Origin of the sequence: Haloferula sp. BvORR071 (assembly GCF_000739615.1) — a bacterium.
Classification (GTDB): domain Bacteria; phylum Verrucomicrobiota; class Verrucomicrobiia; order Verrucomicrobiales; family Akkermansiaceae; genus Haloferula.
The window spans coordinates 84,736-98,810 of the sequence record NZ_BATP01000032.1 but is presented as its reverse complement, the minus strand read 5'-3'; the positions used below and the strand labels follow the sequence as shown (position 1 = coordinate 98,810).

General features: G+C 62.8%; 14 protein-coding genes. 6 read left to right on the top strand and 8 right to left on the bottom strand.

Going from position 1 to position 14,075, the window contains the following annotated elements; translation table 11 throughout:
- Positions 1 to 12: 12 nt before the first annotated feature.
- Positions 13 to 1,494 carry a C25 family cysteine peptidase gene (locus BV071_RS18280; protein WP_035610341.1) on the top strand — a complete coding sequence of 494 codons (1,482 nt, stop codon included), beginning with the start codon at positions 13 to 15 and terminating at the stop codon, positions 1,492 to 1,494.
- On the opposite strand, the gene BV071_RS18275 is transcribed toward BV071_RS18280, so the two are convergent.
- Both BV071_RS18275 and BV071_RS18270 read right to left on the bottom strand, forming a co-directional pair.
- Complete coding sequence (locus tag BV071_RS18275) at positions 1,478 to 1,996, bottom strand: ankyrin repeat domain-containing protein (RefSeq protein ID WP_035610339.1); 519 nt, start codon at positions 1,994 to 1,996, stop codon at positions 1,478 to 1,480. The two genes, BV071_RS18280 and BV071_RS18275, sit on opposite strands and share 17 nt — an antisense overlap.
- A 77-nt stretch (positions 1,997 to 2,073) precedes the next feature.
- Complete coding sequence (locus tag BV071_RS18270; RefSeq protein WP_035610540.1) at positions 2,074 to 3,552, bottom strand: catalase; 1,479 nt, start codon at positions 3,550 to 3,552, stop codon at positions 2,074 to 2,076.
- Between the two features lie 152 nt (positions 3,553 to 3,704).
- Between BV071_RS18270 and BV071_RS18265 the strand changes: the two genes are divergently transcribed.
- The 3 genes from BV071_RS18265 to BV071_RS18250 all read left to right on the top strand — a co-directional run bounded on the left by BV071_RS18265 (position 3,705) and on the right by BV071_RS18250 (position 7,626).
- A complete protein-coding gene (locus BV071_RS18265; protein ID WP_035610336.1) occupies positions 3,705 to 4,586 on the top strand; it encodes a LysR substrate-binding domain-containing protein in 882 nt (293 codons plus the stop codon).
- Between the two features lie 239 nt (positions 4,587 to 4,825).
- On the top strand, positions 4,826 to 5,242 hold the full coding sequence (locus BV071_RS18260) for a BlaI/MecI/CopY family transcriptional regulator (protein ID WP_052573532.1): 417 nt from the start codon (positions 4,826 to 4,828) through the stop codon (positions 5,240 to 5,242).
- A complete protein-coding gene (locus tag BV071_RS18250) occupies positions 5,239 to 7,626 on the top strand; it encodes a M56 family metallopeptidase (protein WP_075090946.1) in 2,388 nt (795 codons plus the stop codon). Before BV071_RS18260 ends, BV071_RS18250 begins: the two co-directional genes overlap by 4 nt.
- Positions 7,627 to 7,793: 167 nt before the next feature.
- Here the strand turns inward: BV071_RS18250 and BV071_RS18245 are convergent, their stop codons facing one another.
- Positions 7,794 to 8,441, bottom strand: coding sequence for an SDR family NAD(P)-dependent oxidoreductase (locus BV071_RS18245; protein WP_035610536.1), 648 nt, complete (start codon positions 8,439 to 8,441; stop codon positions 7,794 to 7,796).
- A 107-nt stretch (positions 8,442 to 8,548) separates the two neighbouring features.
- Positions 8,549 to 9,121, bottom strand: a complete 573-nt coding sequence (locus BV071_RS18240; RefSeq protein ID WP_035610329.1) for a hypothetical protein — start codon at positions 9,119 to 9,121, stop codon at positions 8,549 to 8,551.
- Positions 9,122 to 9,260: 139 nt separating this feature from the next.
- Between BV071_RS18240 and ribD the strand changes: the two genes are divergently transcribed.
- Complete coding sequence (gene ribD / locus BV071_RS18235) at positions 9,261 to 10,295, top strand: bifunctional diaminohydroxyphosphoribosylaminopyrimidine deaminase/5-amino-6-(5-phosphoribosylamino)uracil reductase RibD (protein ID WP_035610327.1); 1,035 nt, start codon at positions 9,261 to 9,263, stop codon at positions 10,293 to 10,295.
- Between the two features lie 220 nt (positions 10,296 to 10,515).
- Here the strand turns inward: ribD and BV071_RS18230 are convergent, their stop codons facing one another.
- Positions 10,516 to 10,779 carry a hypothetical protein gene (locus BV071_RS18230; protein WP_265594583.1) on the bottom strand — a complete coding sequence of 88 codons (264 nt, stop codon included), beginning with the start codon at positions 10,777 to 10,779 and terminating at the stop codon, positions 10,516 to 10,518.
- A 176-nt stretch (positions 10,780 to 10,955) separates the two neighbouring features.
- Between BV071_RS18230 and BV071_RS18225 the strand changes: the two genes are divergently transcribed.
- Positions 10,956 to 11,318 (top strand): hypothetical protein, encoded by a 363-nt coding sequence (locus tag BV071_RS18225; RefSeq protein ID WP_035610320.1) that lies wholly within the window; start codon positions 10,956 to 10,958, stop codon positions 11,316 to 11,318.
- Positions 11,319 to 11,424: 106 nt separating this feature from the next.
- On the opposite strand, the gene BV071_RS18220 is transcribed toward BV071_RS18225, so the two are convergent.
- From BV071_RS18220 to BV071_RS18210, 3 genes are all read right to left on the bottom strand, one after another.
- Complete coding sequence (locus tag BV071_RS18220; RefSeq protein WP_035610318.1) at positions 11,425 to 12,285, bottom strand: PEP-CTERM sorting domain-containing protein; 861 nt, start codon at positions 12,283 to 12,285, stop codon at positions 11,425 to 11,427.
- 326 nt (positions 12,286 to 12,611) lie between these two features.
- Positions 12,612 to 13,019 (bottom strand): hypothetical protein, encoded by a 408-nt coding sequence (locus BV071_RS18215; protein ID WP_265594582.1) that lies wholly within the window; start codon positions 13,017 to 13,019, stop codon positions 12,612 to 12,614.
- Between the two features lie 152 nt (positions 13,020 to 13,171).
- Complete coding sequence (locus BV071_RS18210; RefSeq protein WP_035610313.1) at positions 13,172 to 14,029, bottom strand: trypsin-like peptidase domain-containing protein; 858 nt, start codon at positions 14,027 to 14,029, stop codon at positions 13,172 to 13,174.
- Between the last annotated feature and the right edge of the window lie 46 nt (positions 14,030 to 14,075).

The following is a 14,075-nucleotide window of genomic DNA, read 5'->3' as shown; positions in this document are numbered from 1 at the left end:
ATACCGGATGGAATGAAGCGGCTCCTCCTTGTCTCTCTTCTCGCGCTGGCCGGTGCTGATGCGCAGGAGCGGGGCACTTGGCTGTGCGTGGGGCCGCCGGATCTGGTGGAGGTGGCGGGACCGCTGTGCGAGTTGCGGGCTTCGGAGGGGTGGAAGGTTCAGCGGTCCAATGCCGCGCCGCGGGAGGCGATTGCGGCACTGCCGGAGAGACCGGCGGCGGTGCTGATCCTGGGGGATGATCGCCTCGTTCCGGCGGAGCGGCTGCCCTATCACGGCTGGCTGGCGAAGCATCCGAAGGAGTTCGTGAGCGACGCGGTCTTCGGTGATCTGGATCAGGATGGGGTTCCTGATGTGCCGGTTGGGCGGATCCCGGGCCGGGGCCGGGCGGAGATCGCCCGGGTGGTGGATAAGATCATGGCTTGGGAAAAGCGCGTGCCCTCGCCCGCGGACCTGACGATCCCGGTTTGGTCCGGTGACCCCGGGTTCGGGAAGATCGGCGAGGTGATGAAGCAGGTGGCGCTGCCTTTTTTCCTCAGCCGCCTGCGCAGCGAGGCACCGCCGTGGGCTGGCTTCTGGGTCCAGCAGTCGGACCCGCGCAGTCCCTTCTGTGGCTGGCCGGAAGCCAGCGCGGCGAACTTCAATCAGAGGATCTCGCAAGGCAGCTTGTTCAGCGCGATGATCGGCCACGGGCGCACGGACTCCTGGTGGATCATGACCCTGCCCGACGGGGCGCTGCGCTATGGGGCGGCTGATGCGCGGGCGCTGACTGCGGCGCAGCCGGCCGCGCCGCACATCGTCTTCGCTTGCAAGTGTGGGGCCTTTGCCGATCCGCAGGTCCAATGTTTGGGAGAAGAGCTGCTATTCGCACCCGGGGGGCCGGTGGCAAGCATCGCGGCGTCGGTCGATTCGCATCCGCTCACGAACTATTATGGGTCCACCGCACTGCTGAAGGAGCTGGACTCATCCCCGGTGGACACCTTGGGCGGGCTGTGGGTGGAATCGATCCGCCGCGCGCATGCGACGCGCGAGCCGCTGAAGGAATGGCTGGTGGCCCTGCTTGAGCCCTTCGTGATCGGCAAGCGCAACCCGGTGAAGGATCTGAAGGCAGACCATCTGCTGATCTACAATCTGCTGGGCGATCCGGCGACGCGGGTGTTCATGCCGCAAGCGCTGGAGGCCAAGGTCACAGCCGCGGACGGCAAGTGGAACTGGAGCGTGCCCAAGCCACCCGGTCTGCCCGCAGAGGCGAAGCTGATCGTGCAGCATCGGGCGCCGCTGCCGTCCTTTGCTCTAGGCCTGCAAGCCGGCGATGCGGAGAAGGCCAACGCTGCGATGGATAGGGCCAACGCGGCCTTGGATTTCCGAACCGTGAAGGAGCTGGGGGCTACGGAAGATTGGAGCGGGAGCATCGCTGAGCCGGGGACGCTGCGGCTATGCGTCACCGGTGGCCCGGCTCTGCTGGTGCATGCGGCGCGCCTCAAGCCGCACCCTTAGCCGGCTTCATCAGCTTGCGGAAGAAGAGCACGCGCGGGATGGCCATGACCCGTGCGAGCCAGCCGAGGGAGGACTTGCGCCAGCCTTGCTTCACGGCGCTGGCCTCCAGGAGCTTCACCATCTCCAGATGGCCGAACATGGCGGCGAACATCACGGGAGTGCGGCCGCCGCCTTGGTCAGCGACTGGATCGGCGCCGGCATCCAGCAGGAGCTTGGCGATATCGAGGTGGCCTTTGAAGGCGACTCCGGCGAGCGGGGTCTGGTTGCGGTCATTGCGCGCATCCACTTCGGCATCGCGACGCAGGAGGGCCCAAGTCGCCTTGGCATGGCCGTGGTAGCTGGCGAGCATGAGGAGGGTGTTACCCTTCTCGTCGCGGAGGTTCACTGGCATCCCCGCTTCCAGCATCGGCTCCAAGGTCTCCTCATCGCCCTGACGGGCGGCATCGAGGGCCATGGCCTGGAGTTCCGCATAGCGGGCTTCTTCTTGGGCGGTAGTGGTCATCGGATTTGGTCCTTGGGTTCAAGAGAGCGGGCGGTGCCGACACACCGCCCGCCATGATTCATGTCAGCGATGGCGGATCAAGCTAAAGCGGGCTCATTCGGATACGCACCACTGGCCTGCCACTCGATCTTGAGCGCCTGCGCTACACCCGCGGCGTAGGCGGGATCGGCCTTGTGGAAATGGCCCAATTGACGGTCAACGATTTCCCGCGGCACGCCCTGCATCGCCTCAGCGATATTGTGAAAGAGCTGATCCTTCTGCGAGTCGCTCATCAGGCGGAAAAGATTTCCCGGCTGGGTGTAGTCGTCATTGCCATCGCGATGATTCCAGCGGTCGGCATCGCCGGAGATCTTGAGCGGCGGCTCGGCGAAGCGCTCATCCTGGACGGGGCCGCCCATGGTGTTCGGCTCGTAGTAGGCATTGCTGCTCTTGGGCTCCATGAAGTTCATCGAGCCGTCCATGTGGTAAGTATTCACCGCGCTCTTCGGGCGATTGACCGGGAGCTTCTCATACCAGGTGCCGACGCGGTAGCGATGGGCATCGGCGTAGGAGAAGATGCGGGCTTGCAGCATCTTGTCCGGCGAGAAGCTGATGCCGGGAACGATGTTCGAGGGCGAGAAGGCGGACTGCTCGATCTCCTGGAAGTAGTTCTCGGGATTGCGGTTGAGCTCGAGGATGCCGACGTCGATGACCGGGTAGTCCTTGTGCGGCCAGACCTTGGTGAGGTCGAAGGGATTGAAAGGGCACTTTTCGGCGTCTTCTTCCTTCATCACCTGGATCTGCATCTTCCACTTCGGGAAGTTGCCCTTCTCGATCTCCTCGTAGAGATCGCGCTGCGAGGACTCGCGGTCTTTGGCGATGACCTGCTCGCCTTCCGCATTGGTCATGGTGCGGATGCCTTGCTGAGTCTTGAAGTGGAACTTCACCCAGAAGCGCTCGTTCTTGGCATTGATAAGCGAGTAAGTATGCGAGCCGTAGCCATTGGTGTGACGGTAGCTCAGGGGCAAGCCGCGATCCGACATCAGGATGGTCACCTGGTGCAGCGACTCCGGCGAGAGCGACCAGAAGTCCCACATCGCGATGGCGCTGCGCATGTTGGTACGCGGGTGGCGCTTCTGGGTGTGGATGAAGTCCGGGAACTTCAGCGGATCACGGACGAAGAAGACCGGGGTGTTGTTGCCGACGAGATCCCAGTTGCCTTCCTCGGTATAGAACTTGAGGGCCCAGCCGCGCACGTCGCGCTCGGCATCGGCAGCGCCGCGCTCACCGGCCACGGTGGAGAAGCGCAACAGCATGTCGGTCTTCTTGCCGACCCGCTCGAAGACCGCGGCCTTGGTGTATTGCGTGATGTCGTGGGTGATGGTCAGGGTGCCGAAGGCTCCGGAGCCCTTGGCGTGCACGACACGCTCCGGGATACGCTCGCGGTTCTGGTGGGCGAGCTTCTCGATGAGCTGGTAGTCCTGGAGGAGCAAGGGACCGCGCGGTCCCGCAGAGATCGAATTCTGGTTGTCGGCAATCGGGTTGCCACCGGTCGTGGTCAGCTGGGGTTTCGCCATGGTAATGATGGAATGGGGTTGCAGGGCCAAGCGTGGGCGCTTTCGCGGTATTTGAGAAATCGCAGGTTGAAAACGGAGCCATTGGGAATACTTATGGCTTAGAGGAGTTTGGACCGGGATGGATGGGATGGCTTGGATAAGAATTAAAGACGATGGAGCTGAGACAGCTTGAGATCTTGCTCAGTGTGGCGGAATCGGGATCGCTGACTGCGGCGGCGAAGCTGTGCAATCTGTCCCAGCCGGCGATCAGTCAGCAAATCCAGGCGCTGGAGGAGGAGATCGGGGAGGCGCTGCTGATCCGGCGGGCGCGGGGTGTGGATCTGACTGCGGCGGGGAAGACGGTGCTGGAGCATGCCGTCCGGCTACTCGCGGAGCGGGACAAGCTGCGGAATGCCTTTGCGGATCGGCGGGAGCTTCGGCACGGCCGGGTGGCCTTCGGGATCATTCCGACGATTGCGCCGTATTTGTTGCCGCAGTGGCTCGGGCCCTTCCGCGAGCGGCATCCAGGGATCTCGATTGCGATTTCGGAGTCGCGGACGCAGGAGCTGATTACCCAGTTGGTGGAGGGAAGGATTGAGTTCGCGATCCTGAGCGATGTGCCGGAGCATGAGCGCCAGAAGTGGTCGCTGAAAGTGAAGGAGCTGTTCCGCGAGCCGCTGCTATTGGCGGCTCCGGTGAAGCATCCGCTGATCCTGCGCAAGGCGGCACCGACGGCCGCGGATCTCAATCCGGCGGAGTTGATCCACTTGAAGGGTGGTCACTGCCTTTCCGATCGGACCTTGCGGCTGTGCAAGATCCGCGAGCCGGATCCGGGATTGCAGTGCGATCAGTTGGGGACGGCGCTTTCGATGGTGGCCTCGGGATTGGGGGTGACGGTGGTGCCGAAGCTGGCAACGCGGAACCGGGTGATGGATGGGGTTGTGGTTCGGCCTTTCGCGGGGAAAGGGATGTTCCGCGTGATCGCGCTGATGAAGCGGCGGGATGCGAAGGACACACCGGCGGCGGCGGAGTTGTTGAAGGAGCTGGCGGGGTGATAGAGAGCCCAAGGGCCGGGGCGGATAAGAGTTTAACCGCGAAAAACGCGAAAGGCCGCTAAATTGGAAAGTCAGAAGAGGGAAGCCTCGATCGCACCGGCTGTTAGATTTTGCGTCTTTTCCCGCTTTCCGCGGTTGAATGCCTTTGAGGTCCCGAGGGGCATCCCCCGGGCCCTTAAACTAAAAACTTAGTTTTTGGCTTGTGATGATTTGGAAATCCTGATTTCTTTCGCGGCATCATGGCACGAAAGAAGACACCTGAACCTTTGTCCGGGCTCTCGCGGCGGGAGACGGAGATCATGGAAATTCTCTTCGCCCTGGGCGAAGCCACGGTGAGTGGGGTCACCGAGAAGATGCCGGCGGATCTGAGCCCGAACGGGGTGCGAACGATGCTAACGATCCTGGAAGGCAAGGGCCGGGTGACACGGCGCAAGGAGGGGCGGGAGTATTTCTACAAGCCGGCGACCGATCCGGCGGTGGCCGGGCAGAGCGCGCTGCAGCAGGTGCTGCGGGTGTTCTTCGATGGTTCGCTGAAGCAGGCGTTGCAGGCGCGCTTCACGGGCAGCGGGGCCGCGCCAGATGCGGCGGAGATCGCGGAGTTGGAAGCGGTGATCCGCGAAGCCAAGCGCCAAGCAAAAGGAGGAGAGAAGCCATGAAGCTGCCGCTCGATCTGTCGTGGAGCTCGTGGTTCGCCATGGGCTGTGTGAAGACACTGCTCATCGCTCTCCTCGGCGGAGCCTTCATCGCCTGTGTGCGGCAACGCGACCTCGCCGCGCGGCTGTGGACCGGCTTGGCCTTGTTGCTGCCAATGGCCTTTTTCTCGGGGTTGTTGCCGCTGTCGTGGAAAGTTTTGCCACCGGCGGAGAGGATTGGAGCTGCATACTTTCCACTGCCTGCACTAGCGACGAGATCTCCCCTTGAAGCTGTCCCCGTCGATGAACCCATCGGCGAAGGCGATGAAGGGCCATCTCAAGCGACGCCGGTTCCGGTCAAAGCTACCGCCTCGTCATCGATCATGATTCCCGATCTGTCGCCGCGCCAGATCTTGGCGGGTTTGTGGATTGGAGGCGGGCTCCTTAGCCTGCTGCCCTCTTTCTTCGGGTGGTGTGTCACCCGGCGCTTGAAAGGCAGACGCGCTCCGGCAGCGATGTTCGCGCACTGGCAGGAGATCGCGGGAAGTACGGCGGACTTCGTACCTCTGCGGCTTTCATCGGATATCAGCTCGCCAGGAGTCGCTTCGGCTTTTCGGCCGGTGGTCCTGCTGCCCGAGTCGGCCATAGATTGGCCGGAAGAGCGGCTGCACTCGGTGCTCCGCCATGAATTCCATCACATTCGCCGCCGGGATTTGATAGGGCGGTGGTTGGGACGTAGAGTTAGGGCATTGCTGTGGTTTCATCCGGCGGCGTGGTGGGTGCAATCGCGGATCGTGATCGCTCAGGAACGTGCGGCGGATGAAGCGGTGGTGGCAGCGGGAGTGCCAGCTGCGGACTATGCGGGGCACTTGCTGGAGACTGTGAGCGAGGCGCGTTGCTTTCCGGGCCTGGCGATGGCGCGGCGCTCGCAGATCGGCGGACGGATCCATCTCCTGCTTGCACGGCGCGAGGCACCGGCACGATTCCGGCGCTTTGCGGAGCGGTTCATGGCGGTGGCAGCGGCGGCGGCCACGGTGGTGCTGGCGATTCTCGGTTTTGCGGCTCCTGAGGTGATGCGTGCGGCGGAGGCTCAATCCCCTCCCCTGTCCGTTGCCAAGCAAGAGAAGCGGCCGGATATTGTGGACCGGCGTGGTAAGATCATCGCCACTTCGGATCCTGAGAAGATGCCCGAAGCCATGCGGGCGAATCCGCCGTTGCGCTGGTATCCCGATGGTGCGGCAGTCGGTCACCTGAGTGGCTGGGTCCATCCTGACAAGGATGGCGGAATGGTGCCGGTCGAAAAGTCCGGCCTGGAAGCAAGCCCGCTTCTTCAGGAAGGCAAGCCGGTGCAATCCACCGTGGATCTGCGCGCCCAACGGCTGGCTTGGAATGAATTGGCTGCGGTTGAGCGAAAGGGCTCGATCGTGGTGATGGATCCGCGCAAGGGCGAGGTCGTGGCGATGGCATCCTGGCCCGCGATCGATCCGAATGCCTATGCGGATGGGGTGACGGAGGAGCAGATGCAGGCGTGGCAGAACGATGAACGCGAGCCGCTGCGGAACCGCGCCTTGTCGCCGGATGAGCCCGGGTCGTTTGGGAAGGTGGTTTTGGCTCTGGGGGCAGCCACAAATGATCTTACGGGTCGCAAGTATTCCGGTCACGACGGGGCCTTCAAGAGCGGCGGGATCATCGTGAAGGATGACCATCCGATTCATGGGGAGATCGGGCTTCGCACCGCGTTGATGAGGTCTTCGAATGTTTATTGTGCCCAGCTCGCGATGGAGATGGGCCATGAGAAGTTCAGCCGGATCTGGGACGACTTCAATCTGCCGCTGGCCGCGGGCTCGATGTGGCAGGCCCCCGCGGCCAGGTGGTATCCGCTCAATCCCTCTAAAGAGCCAAGCCTTGTCGAGCTGAGCCGCGCCTCCTATGGGTATGCGATTCAGATCTCCGTTCTCGATCGCGCCGCGTTGCTCTCGACGGTGGCCAGTGGGAGCATCCGCCAGCCGGTGTTTGTCGTAGGAGAGCAGGTTCACGAAGCGGTTCCAGTGGGAGAGCGCGGGGTGGACCGAGAGGAGCTTGCGCTGATCCGGCAAGCTCTGAGCGATAGCGTCAATGGGCCCTACGATAGCAGCGGCGGTGGTTCGGGGTCCCGTGCGCGGGCGAAGCTTCCGGATCTAGCGGTTGCTGGAGTCTCCGGGACCAGCCTTCTGGTGGAGAAAGGAGAATATGTGAGTGGTAGACTCGTGGCGAGCTTCACGGCCTACGCACCGGCGGAAGCACCGCGGTATGTGGTGGCGGTGCGACTCGAAGGCGGGAAGAAGGAGCAAGAGCCCTTCTTTGGCACGACGGTCGCGGGTCCGGTGGCGGCGCGGGTGTTGAAGGGGCTGATGGAGTTGGGGGAGTAGCAGGAGGCTAGCCTTCTCCTGATCGGCGAGCTACCTGCGCCCCTTCAGGGCGCGTCATCTCTTCCTACTTAACCCAGGGCTGCGCTATCGCTTGCCCTGGGCTATCAACCTTTGCCCCTTTGGGGCACTAGAGAGACACCCTTGGGGCACTGGAAGCATCCGCTCGGTTAGGACACCCGGCTGTCCAACTGGAAGACCTGGCCGGAGCTGTGCGGGAGCTTGTCGTGCAGCGTCAGGAGGAAATCCGCGACGGCTTCCACCGTATTGAAGCGGCCTAACACGTGCTCGCTGCGGACGGCTTCTTTGCGTTTCTCGCTGAGGCTGGCGGTCATCTTGGTTTCCAGGAATCCGGGGAGCACGACGTTCACGCGGATGTTGGCTTGGCCGAGTTCCTTGGCCAGTGACTTGCCGAGGCCGATGAGCCCGGCCTTGGCCGCGGCGTAAGCGGCTTGGCCCGCGGGCGGATGAATGGCCGAGTAGCTTGAGACGAAAACGATGTGGCCACGGCGCGTGCGGATCATTCCTCGTGATGCGGCGGCAGCACAGAGGGCCGCGCCGCGGAGGTTCGCCGCCATGACTTCGTCCCACTCCGCTTCGCCCAGCTTGGCGAGCAGGGCGTCGCGGGTGAGGCCGGCATTGCAGATGAGCAGATCCGTATCGCGACCGCGGAAGTATTCCTTCACGGCGGCCGCATCGCTCACATCGAGCTCATCGCGGCCAGGGGCCGCCACGGTATATCCGGCAGCCACAAAGGCCTCGGCCAAGGCTTGGCCCAAGCCACCCTGGCCACCGGTGATGACAACTTGCCCGCTCACGAAAAAAGGCTGTCGCGGCGGCGGCAGCCCGGCAAGCGGCAAGGGCAGGAGGCCCACGGGAAAATCCATCCCTTTCCCGCGGGCCCTTTTGAATCGATAAGCTGCTCCTATTTTACCGGATCGGGCTTGTCCTCCTTCTCCGAGGTCACCGGCTCCGACTTCTTGGCATCACCTCCGCGCGGGGTGACGACGATCGCGTGTTTTTCGTAGCGCACGATCGCATTGGCCTGCTCCGCGATCATCTTGAGCGCGGCGCTGGCGGGCATGTTCTTCACTAGCAAGGTCACCCTGCGCTGCTCCAGCAGCTTGGAAGGATCCTGGATCATGATGTTCGGGGCGAACTTGCCGCCGGATTTCTTTTCGACCATCACGCCGAGAGCCAGGACCGCTTGGTCGGCATCCACGTTGTCGAAGTTGATCTCGGGCATGACCTGCCTTCCGAGTTCCTTCTCGCGCGCGACGGCGGCATAGGAATCCTGGTTCAGGCTCAACTGTTTGAGTTGATACTGGGCATTGGCGTGACCGGGTTGGAGACGGAGCACTTCATTGAAGGAGATCTTGGCGGCCTCCACGTTTCCATCATTCAGAGCGGCGACACCCTGCTTGTAGGTGTCGCTCACGATATCGGCGCGCAATGGCAGACAAGCCAGTGCGGCGAGGGCGAAGATAAGTCTCTTCATAGGGGTTTGCGTTGCAGGTTTGAGGCGCAGGCAAAGGCAGGGCTTTGCCCTCGATGAAAAAGTTGGAGAAAACTTCCCGCGGATCAACCGCCTTCACACAAGCTTGCAGAAAATTCACAGAAGTGGCCTTTCATTGTCCATGCAAGGTGAAGACCAGCGCTGGATGCGCCGCGCGATCGAGGAAGCCCGCAGGGGCCTCGGGCGGACTGCGCCCAACCCTGCGGTGGGCGCGGTGATCGTGCGCGATGGCGTGGAACTCGGTGCCGGCTGGCATCGCGGTGCCGGTCTGCCGCATGCGGAGCGCGAGGCGATCGCGGCGGTGCGGGCGAAGCATGGCAGCGAGGCGATGCGCGGCAGCGAGATCTATGTCACCCTGGAGCCCTGCTCCACTCACGGCCGGACGCCGCCGTGCACGGATGGGCTGATAGAAGCGGGTTTCGCGCGGGTGATCTACGCCGCGGAAGATCCGAATCCCGCGCATGCCGGGCGGGCTGACCGCCTCCTGGAAGCGGCGGGAATCCGGGTGAGCCGCGGCGTGCTGGCGGCGGAGGCGGAAGAAGTGATCCGGCCCTTCGCCAAGGTCCAGCGGAGCGGCCTGCCGTGGGTGATCCTCAAAACCGCGATGAGCTTGGACGGCCGCATTACCCGCCCGCCGGGCGAAGGGATGTGGCTCACCGGGCTGGAGGCGCGCGCCGAAGTCCAGCGCCTGCGCGCGGAGTGCCAGGCAATCCTCACCTCCGGCGAGACTGTGCGCCGCGACAACCCACGACTGGACCTGCGCGATCCGGAACTGGCCGCAGGCCGCGAGCAACCGTGGCGCGTGGTGCTGACCCGCGATGCCGCTTCGCTACCGCAGGATGCGATCCTTTTCACCGATGCACAGCGCGAAAGGACGCTGGTGGAAGACCGCGATCATCCGGAGGAAGTGCTGCGGCGGCTCGCTGCGGAGCGGGGTGTAGCGAGCGTGCTGGTGGAGTGTGGCGGCAGACTGGCGGCCGAATTCATCGAGGCAAAGCTGGTGGATGAATGGGTCGCCTTCCTCGCGCCGCTGCTTGCCGGCGGACCGGTGCCAGCCTTGGCCGGGGCGGGATCGGCGGAGGGGCTGAGATTGTTAGATCCGCTTTTTTCACGCTTCGGGCCGGATGTGATGTTGCGGGCCCGCGTGGGCGGATGATCTAACAGAGTAACAACGGTGGCGCGCAATTTTCACGCAGCCATCATCTTCACTTCACGGAGTGGCGGAAGTTTCCGGCTGTCGTGCCACTCCTTCGCCGATGATTGCTTCCCGGACCAGCTTCGCGGGAAGAAACCCACTTTCCCGCCAAGAAAAAGCCCGGCGTCGCCGCATGGCCACGCCGGGTCGTTTCGAAGGGGATCAATGGCTGCGCGCTGGATCAGCGGCAGCTACGGCCCCACTGCACACTGATCGAAGGGCCATGGTAGGAATGCCGAATGGGGATGACGCGAGTGCGCCAGACCGGGCAGCCATGGCAATCGTAGTAGGCGACGTAGCGCTCGATGTAAGCCGGGCCGCGGCACGAGCGGTGGTATTCCACATAGACCCGCGAAGGGCGGTAGCCGTGACCGCGAGCCTCAGCAGCGGGAGCTGCGAGGAAGATGGCGGTTCCAAGGGTGAGGAGCGTGATCAGGTGCTTCATAAACTTCGTATTGGTAGTCACAGGTTCCGACGAAGCGGGGCGGGGCTTATTCAAGAAGTCCGAAAATTTTTTGCCGGACGTGACGGCCGCGATTCCAAACGAACCAGCCATTTCCCATGGCGCGTGGATGGTGTGAATGGAATGCTACCGATGAACGTCCAACCGACTTTATCCCGATGAACGATTTCAACGACTCCTTCCAAAACGACAGCACCGGCGGCCCTTCACAGGCCGCACCGGAGGCGCCGCGTTTCGCGAGTTTCCAGCAAGCCGTCGACTCCGCTCGACAGGATGCTGCATCAATCGCGCGGGAGGCCGCCCCCAAGCTGAAGCAGGCCCTGGCGGGAGCTGCTCATGACATAGCCTACGGGGCGGCCTTCGGCGCTTGTTTCGCGGCATGCTTCGCCAAGGAGCTACTGCCGACGGCGGTGAGAGACACGCTCCGCCGCGGCATGCGCGATGGCAAAAGCGCCGGTGAACAAGCGGCGACGGAAGCCACCGCTCCCGCGGCCGATTTGCCGCCACCGCTGACGGCGTGACCGGCTGCAACGAATTTCCATTACTTGGCGCATAAACGAGTCATGGCGGCACTCTCCGGGTGGAGGGTGCCGCCATGGTGCTGTTTCAGGCGTGCCTGGAAGGCCGTCAACGGCGACGGCGAAACGCAAACGCTGCGCCTAAAAGTCCGAGCGTGAATGCCGATGGTTCCGGCACCACTTGGGTCACGCTGATGTTGGAGACCCGTGCGAAGTTTGTTCCGAGATTCAGGGCCGTGGCGGGAAGAACCGCAGAGCCGGTGAAGCGCAGGCCGGCAGGGCCCGTGGGAACGCTGGCACCGGTCTGGAATTGCACCACGGCACGTCCCGACTCCGGCGGCGAACCGACGATACCGAGCAGCTCGAGGCCGATGACGTTCACCAGGGTGCCGTCTTCCGCAGGGCAATTGATCGGGTTGCCATTGCCGTCCAGCATCTCCAATCCGAAAGTCGGGAGGATGCCGAGCGTCGACTTGAGCAGGCCGTTGCTGCCATCCACATCAAAGCTGACCTGATAGATGGTGCCCGGCAGCAAGAGGAGTTCCTCCCCGGGTGCATCAAAGGTGGCAGTGGCGGACCACGTGAGGGCCAAGCCAAGGCCGACGCCGAGGGAGCCGAGCACGGAATCGGGATTGTTGCTGATCCTGAAATCGAGGCCGCCATTGTTCAGGGCGACTTGGGCACCAGTCTCTGCGAGCCGGACCTCAGGTGCCAAAGGTAGATTTGAACCCAGGACCGCTCCGCCGGTAGCTTGGGCATACCAATAGTCTCCGAGGTCACCGGATTTCGAGCCGCCCAGATGGACGTCCAGGAGGGTGCCTTCGGCGAGGGTGGGAGGGGTGACCGTGACTTGGCTGTTAGGGCCAAAAAGTCCTGAATAGTTCGTGCCGTCAACCAGCGTCTGGCCATCGGAGATTCCGAGGGTGGCGGCCAGAGCTGCTGCAGCGAGGAGGGGTGCGCAGCATTTCATTTGCGTCGCATAGCATGTGGAAGGGGAAGAGATCGCTCAATCCAAGGGCGGGACTTTTTCCTTATTCTTGGATAAGTTAGGTTAACCTCCAATTTGGCCTAAACACCGCAAAATCGGCCATTATCACTGTTATTGATTGATAGTCAAAAATCTACGATCCGCTTCAAGATGATGGAAAAGCGGCGGAATATCTCTGCCGGCAGACCAGAGACATCAGCTTGGCCGCTTATTGACCCTCACCGTTACGCGCGACATAGCCTCGGATCGCCTAGCTTATCCTACGATATCGCGTAGGTCGTCACATTTCACGCACTTGGAGAATATGATCAGGGCGCTTGGCTCAAACCCTCCCCGAGATGCTCCTCGAAGGGCCGCGAGTAGAGGGACCAGTGGAGCATGGCCAACAGTGAGCCGAGCACGCTCACGGCAACGAACACGAAGGCAAAGGGTACCTGGACCGGAAACTCCCTACCCGCCAAATTGAGATGCCAATCCGCTCCAACCAAGGGAGCCGCCAAGAGAACGGCCAGGAACAGATAGTTCAAAACGAATACCGTGGTCGCCATCAGGCGTGCGCGCGGCACCGCGAGGGATAGGCAGATCGAGACCGGCAAGAAGAGGACGAACAGATTATAGGAGCGCAGGTTGTTGGCGAAGCTGTAGGCCATATCCAAACCCGCGGAAACTCCTAACAAAAGCAGCAGGGTACAGGTGGAGATAACGAGCTTCGACATTGGGAACGGGGCTCTTTGGCTAGCAGGATCATCCCAATGTCGGGTCCGGAAATCAATCCCATCCGGCGGCACCGGCCAGCCTAACAAAAACGCGCCCGGAGGGAGCTCCCCCCGGACGCGCTACAACAAATCGATGGGTCAGTCGGACGGGATTACTTCTCGTCTTCCTTTGCCGGTGCTTCGGCCTCCTTCTTGGCGGCCACAGGCTTGGCATCCTTTGCTTGGGCCGCGGTCTTCGCGACATCGGCGGCAGGCAGGACGACTTGGCTCGGCTGGATCTGGCCGCGGGAACCACCCTTGCCCTGGCGGAGCACGGAGATACCGAGAAGCTTGCCATTCGAAAGGAAGACCGGGCAGCCGACGGAATCCGTCGGCACGCGGTAGAAGGCGCGCGGCTTGCTGGTGATGCCAACGATCTCGGAGGTCCACAGGCTGGTCTCGCGGTTCATCGCCTCGTCCATGCGGCCCAGGGCGATGCAATCGTCGAGGAGATCACCCTTCGCGGAGTCCGCGAGGTCGATGGCCTTGAACTCGACGCCCTTGGCTTCCTCGCTCTCGGTGCGGACCTTGATGAAGGCGAGACCGAGGTCTTCGTCCTTCAGCACGAGATCACCCGGGACTTCCGAGCCATCCGCAGTGATGATCTTCACTTCCTTGATCTCGGAGGTGGCCTTCAGCTTGATCTCACCCATGGGGGTGTTGACGGTCTGGCCGTCGACCATCGAGGACTTGTCCATGCCACCGAGGGCGGTGACGATCAGGCCCGAAGCATCGACCACGGTGCCGATGACTTCGCTCTTCTCTTCCCGATCCTGGCCGGCGAGGGCCTGCTTGACTTGGGCGGGCGCATCGCCATCCACAGACATGCTGGTCTTGGAAAGGACGGAGAGCCAGACGACGGCCTCGGCATGAGCGGCGGAGAGCTTCTTGGCGGCCTCCTTCATTTCGGGATTGGCGGCAGAAGCGAGGGCGGTGGTCGCCGCGAGGGCGAGGGTCAGGTTGCGGATCATGGTTCTGATTTGTGCAAGGGGTTAATCGTGGTGATGAAGGATTGAG

Bases quoted from the DNA above. Each gene is read 5' to 3' on its own strand.
- BV071_RS18280 (WP_035610341.1), top strand. From the start codon at position 13: ATGAAGCGGCTCCTCCTTGTCTCTCTTCTCGCGCTGGCCGGTGCTGAT.
- BV071_RS18275 (WP_035610339.1), bottom strand. From the start codon at position 1,996: ATGACCACTACCGCCCAAGAAGAAGCCCGCTATGCGGAACTCCAGGCC.
- BV071_RS18270 (WP_035610540.1), bottom strand. From the start codon at position 3,552: ATGGCGAAACCCCAGCTGACCACGACCGGTGGCAACCCGATTGCCGAC.
- BV071_RS18265 (WP_035610336.1), top strand. From the start codon at position 3,705: ATGGAGCTGAGACAGCTTGAGATCTTGCTCAGTGTGGCGGAATCGGGA.
- BV071_RS18260 (WP_052573532.1), top strand. From the start codon at position 4,826: ATGGCACGAAAGAAGACACCTGAACCTTTGTCCGGGCTCTCGCGGCGG.
- BV071_RS18250 (WP_075090946.1), top strand. From the start codon at position 5,239: ATGAAGCTGCCGCTCGATCTGTCGTGGAGCTCGTGGTTCGCCATGGGC.
- BV071_RS18240 (WP_035610329.1), bottom strand. From the start codon at position 9,121: ATGAAGAGACTTATCTTCGCCCTCGCCGCACTGGCTTGTCTGCCATTG.
- ribD (WP_035610327.1), top strand. From the start codon at position 9,261: ATGCAAGGTGAAGACCAGCGCTGGATGCGCCGCGCGATCGAGGAAGCC.
- BV071_RS18230 (WP_265594583.1), bottom strand. From the start codon at position 10,779: ATGAAGCACCTGATCACGCTCCTCACCCTTGGAACCGCCATCTTCCTC.
- BV071_RS18225 (WP_035610320.1), top strand. From the start codon at position 10,956: ATGAACGATTTCAACGACTCCTTCCAAAACGACAGCACCGGCGGCCCT.
- BV071_RS18220 (WP_035610318.1), bottom strand. From the start codon at position 12,285: ATGAAATGCTGCGCACCCCTCCTCGCTGCAGCAGCTCTGGCCGCCACC.
- BV071_RS18215 (WP_265594582.1), bottom strand. From the start codon at position 13,019: ATGTCGAAGCTCGTTATCTCCACCTGTACCCTGCTGCTTTTGTTAGGA.
- BV071_RS18210 (WP_035610313.1), bottom strand. From the start codon at position 14,029: ATGATCCGCAACCTGACCCTCGCCCTCGCGGCGACCACCGCCCTCGCT.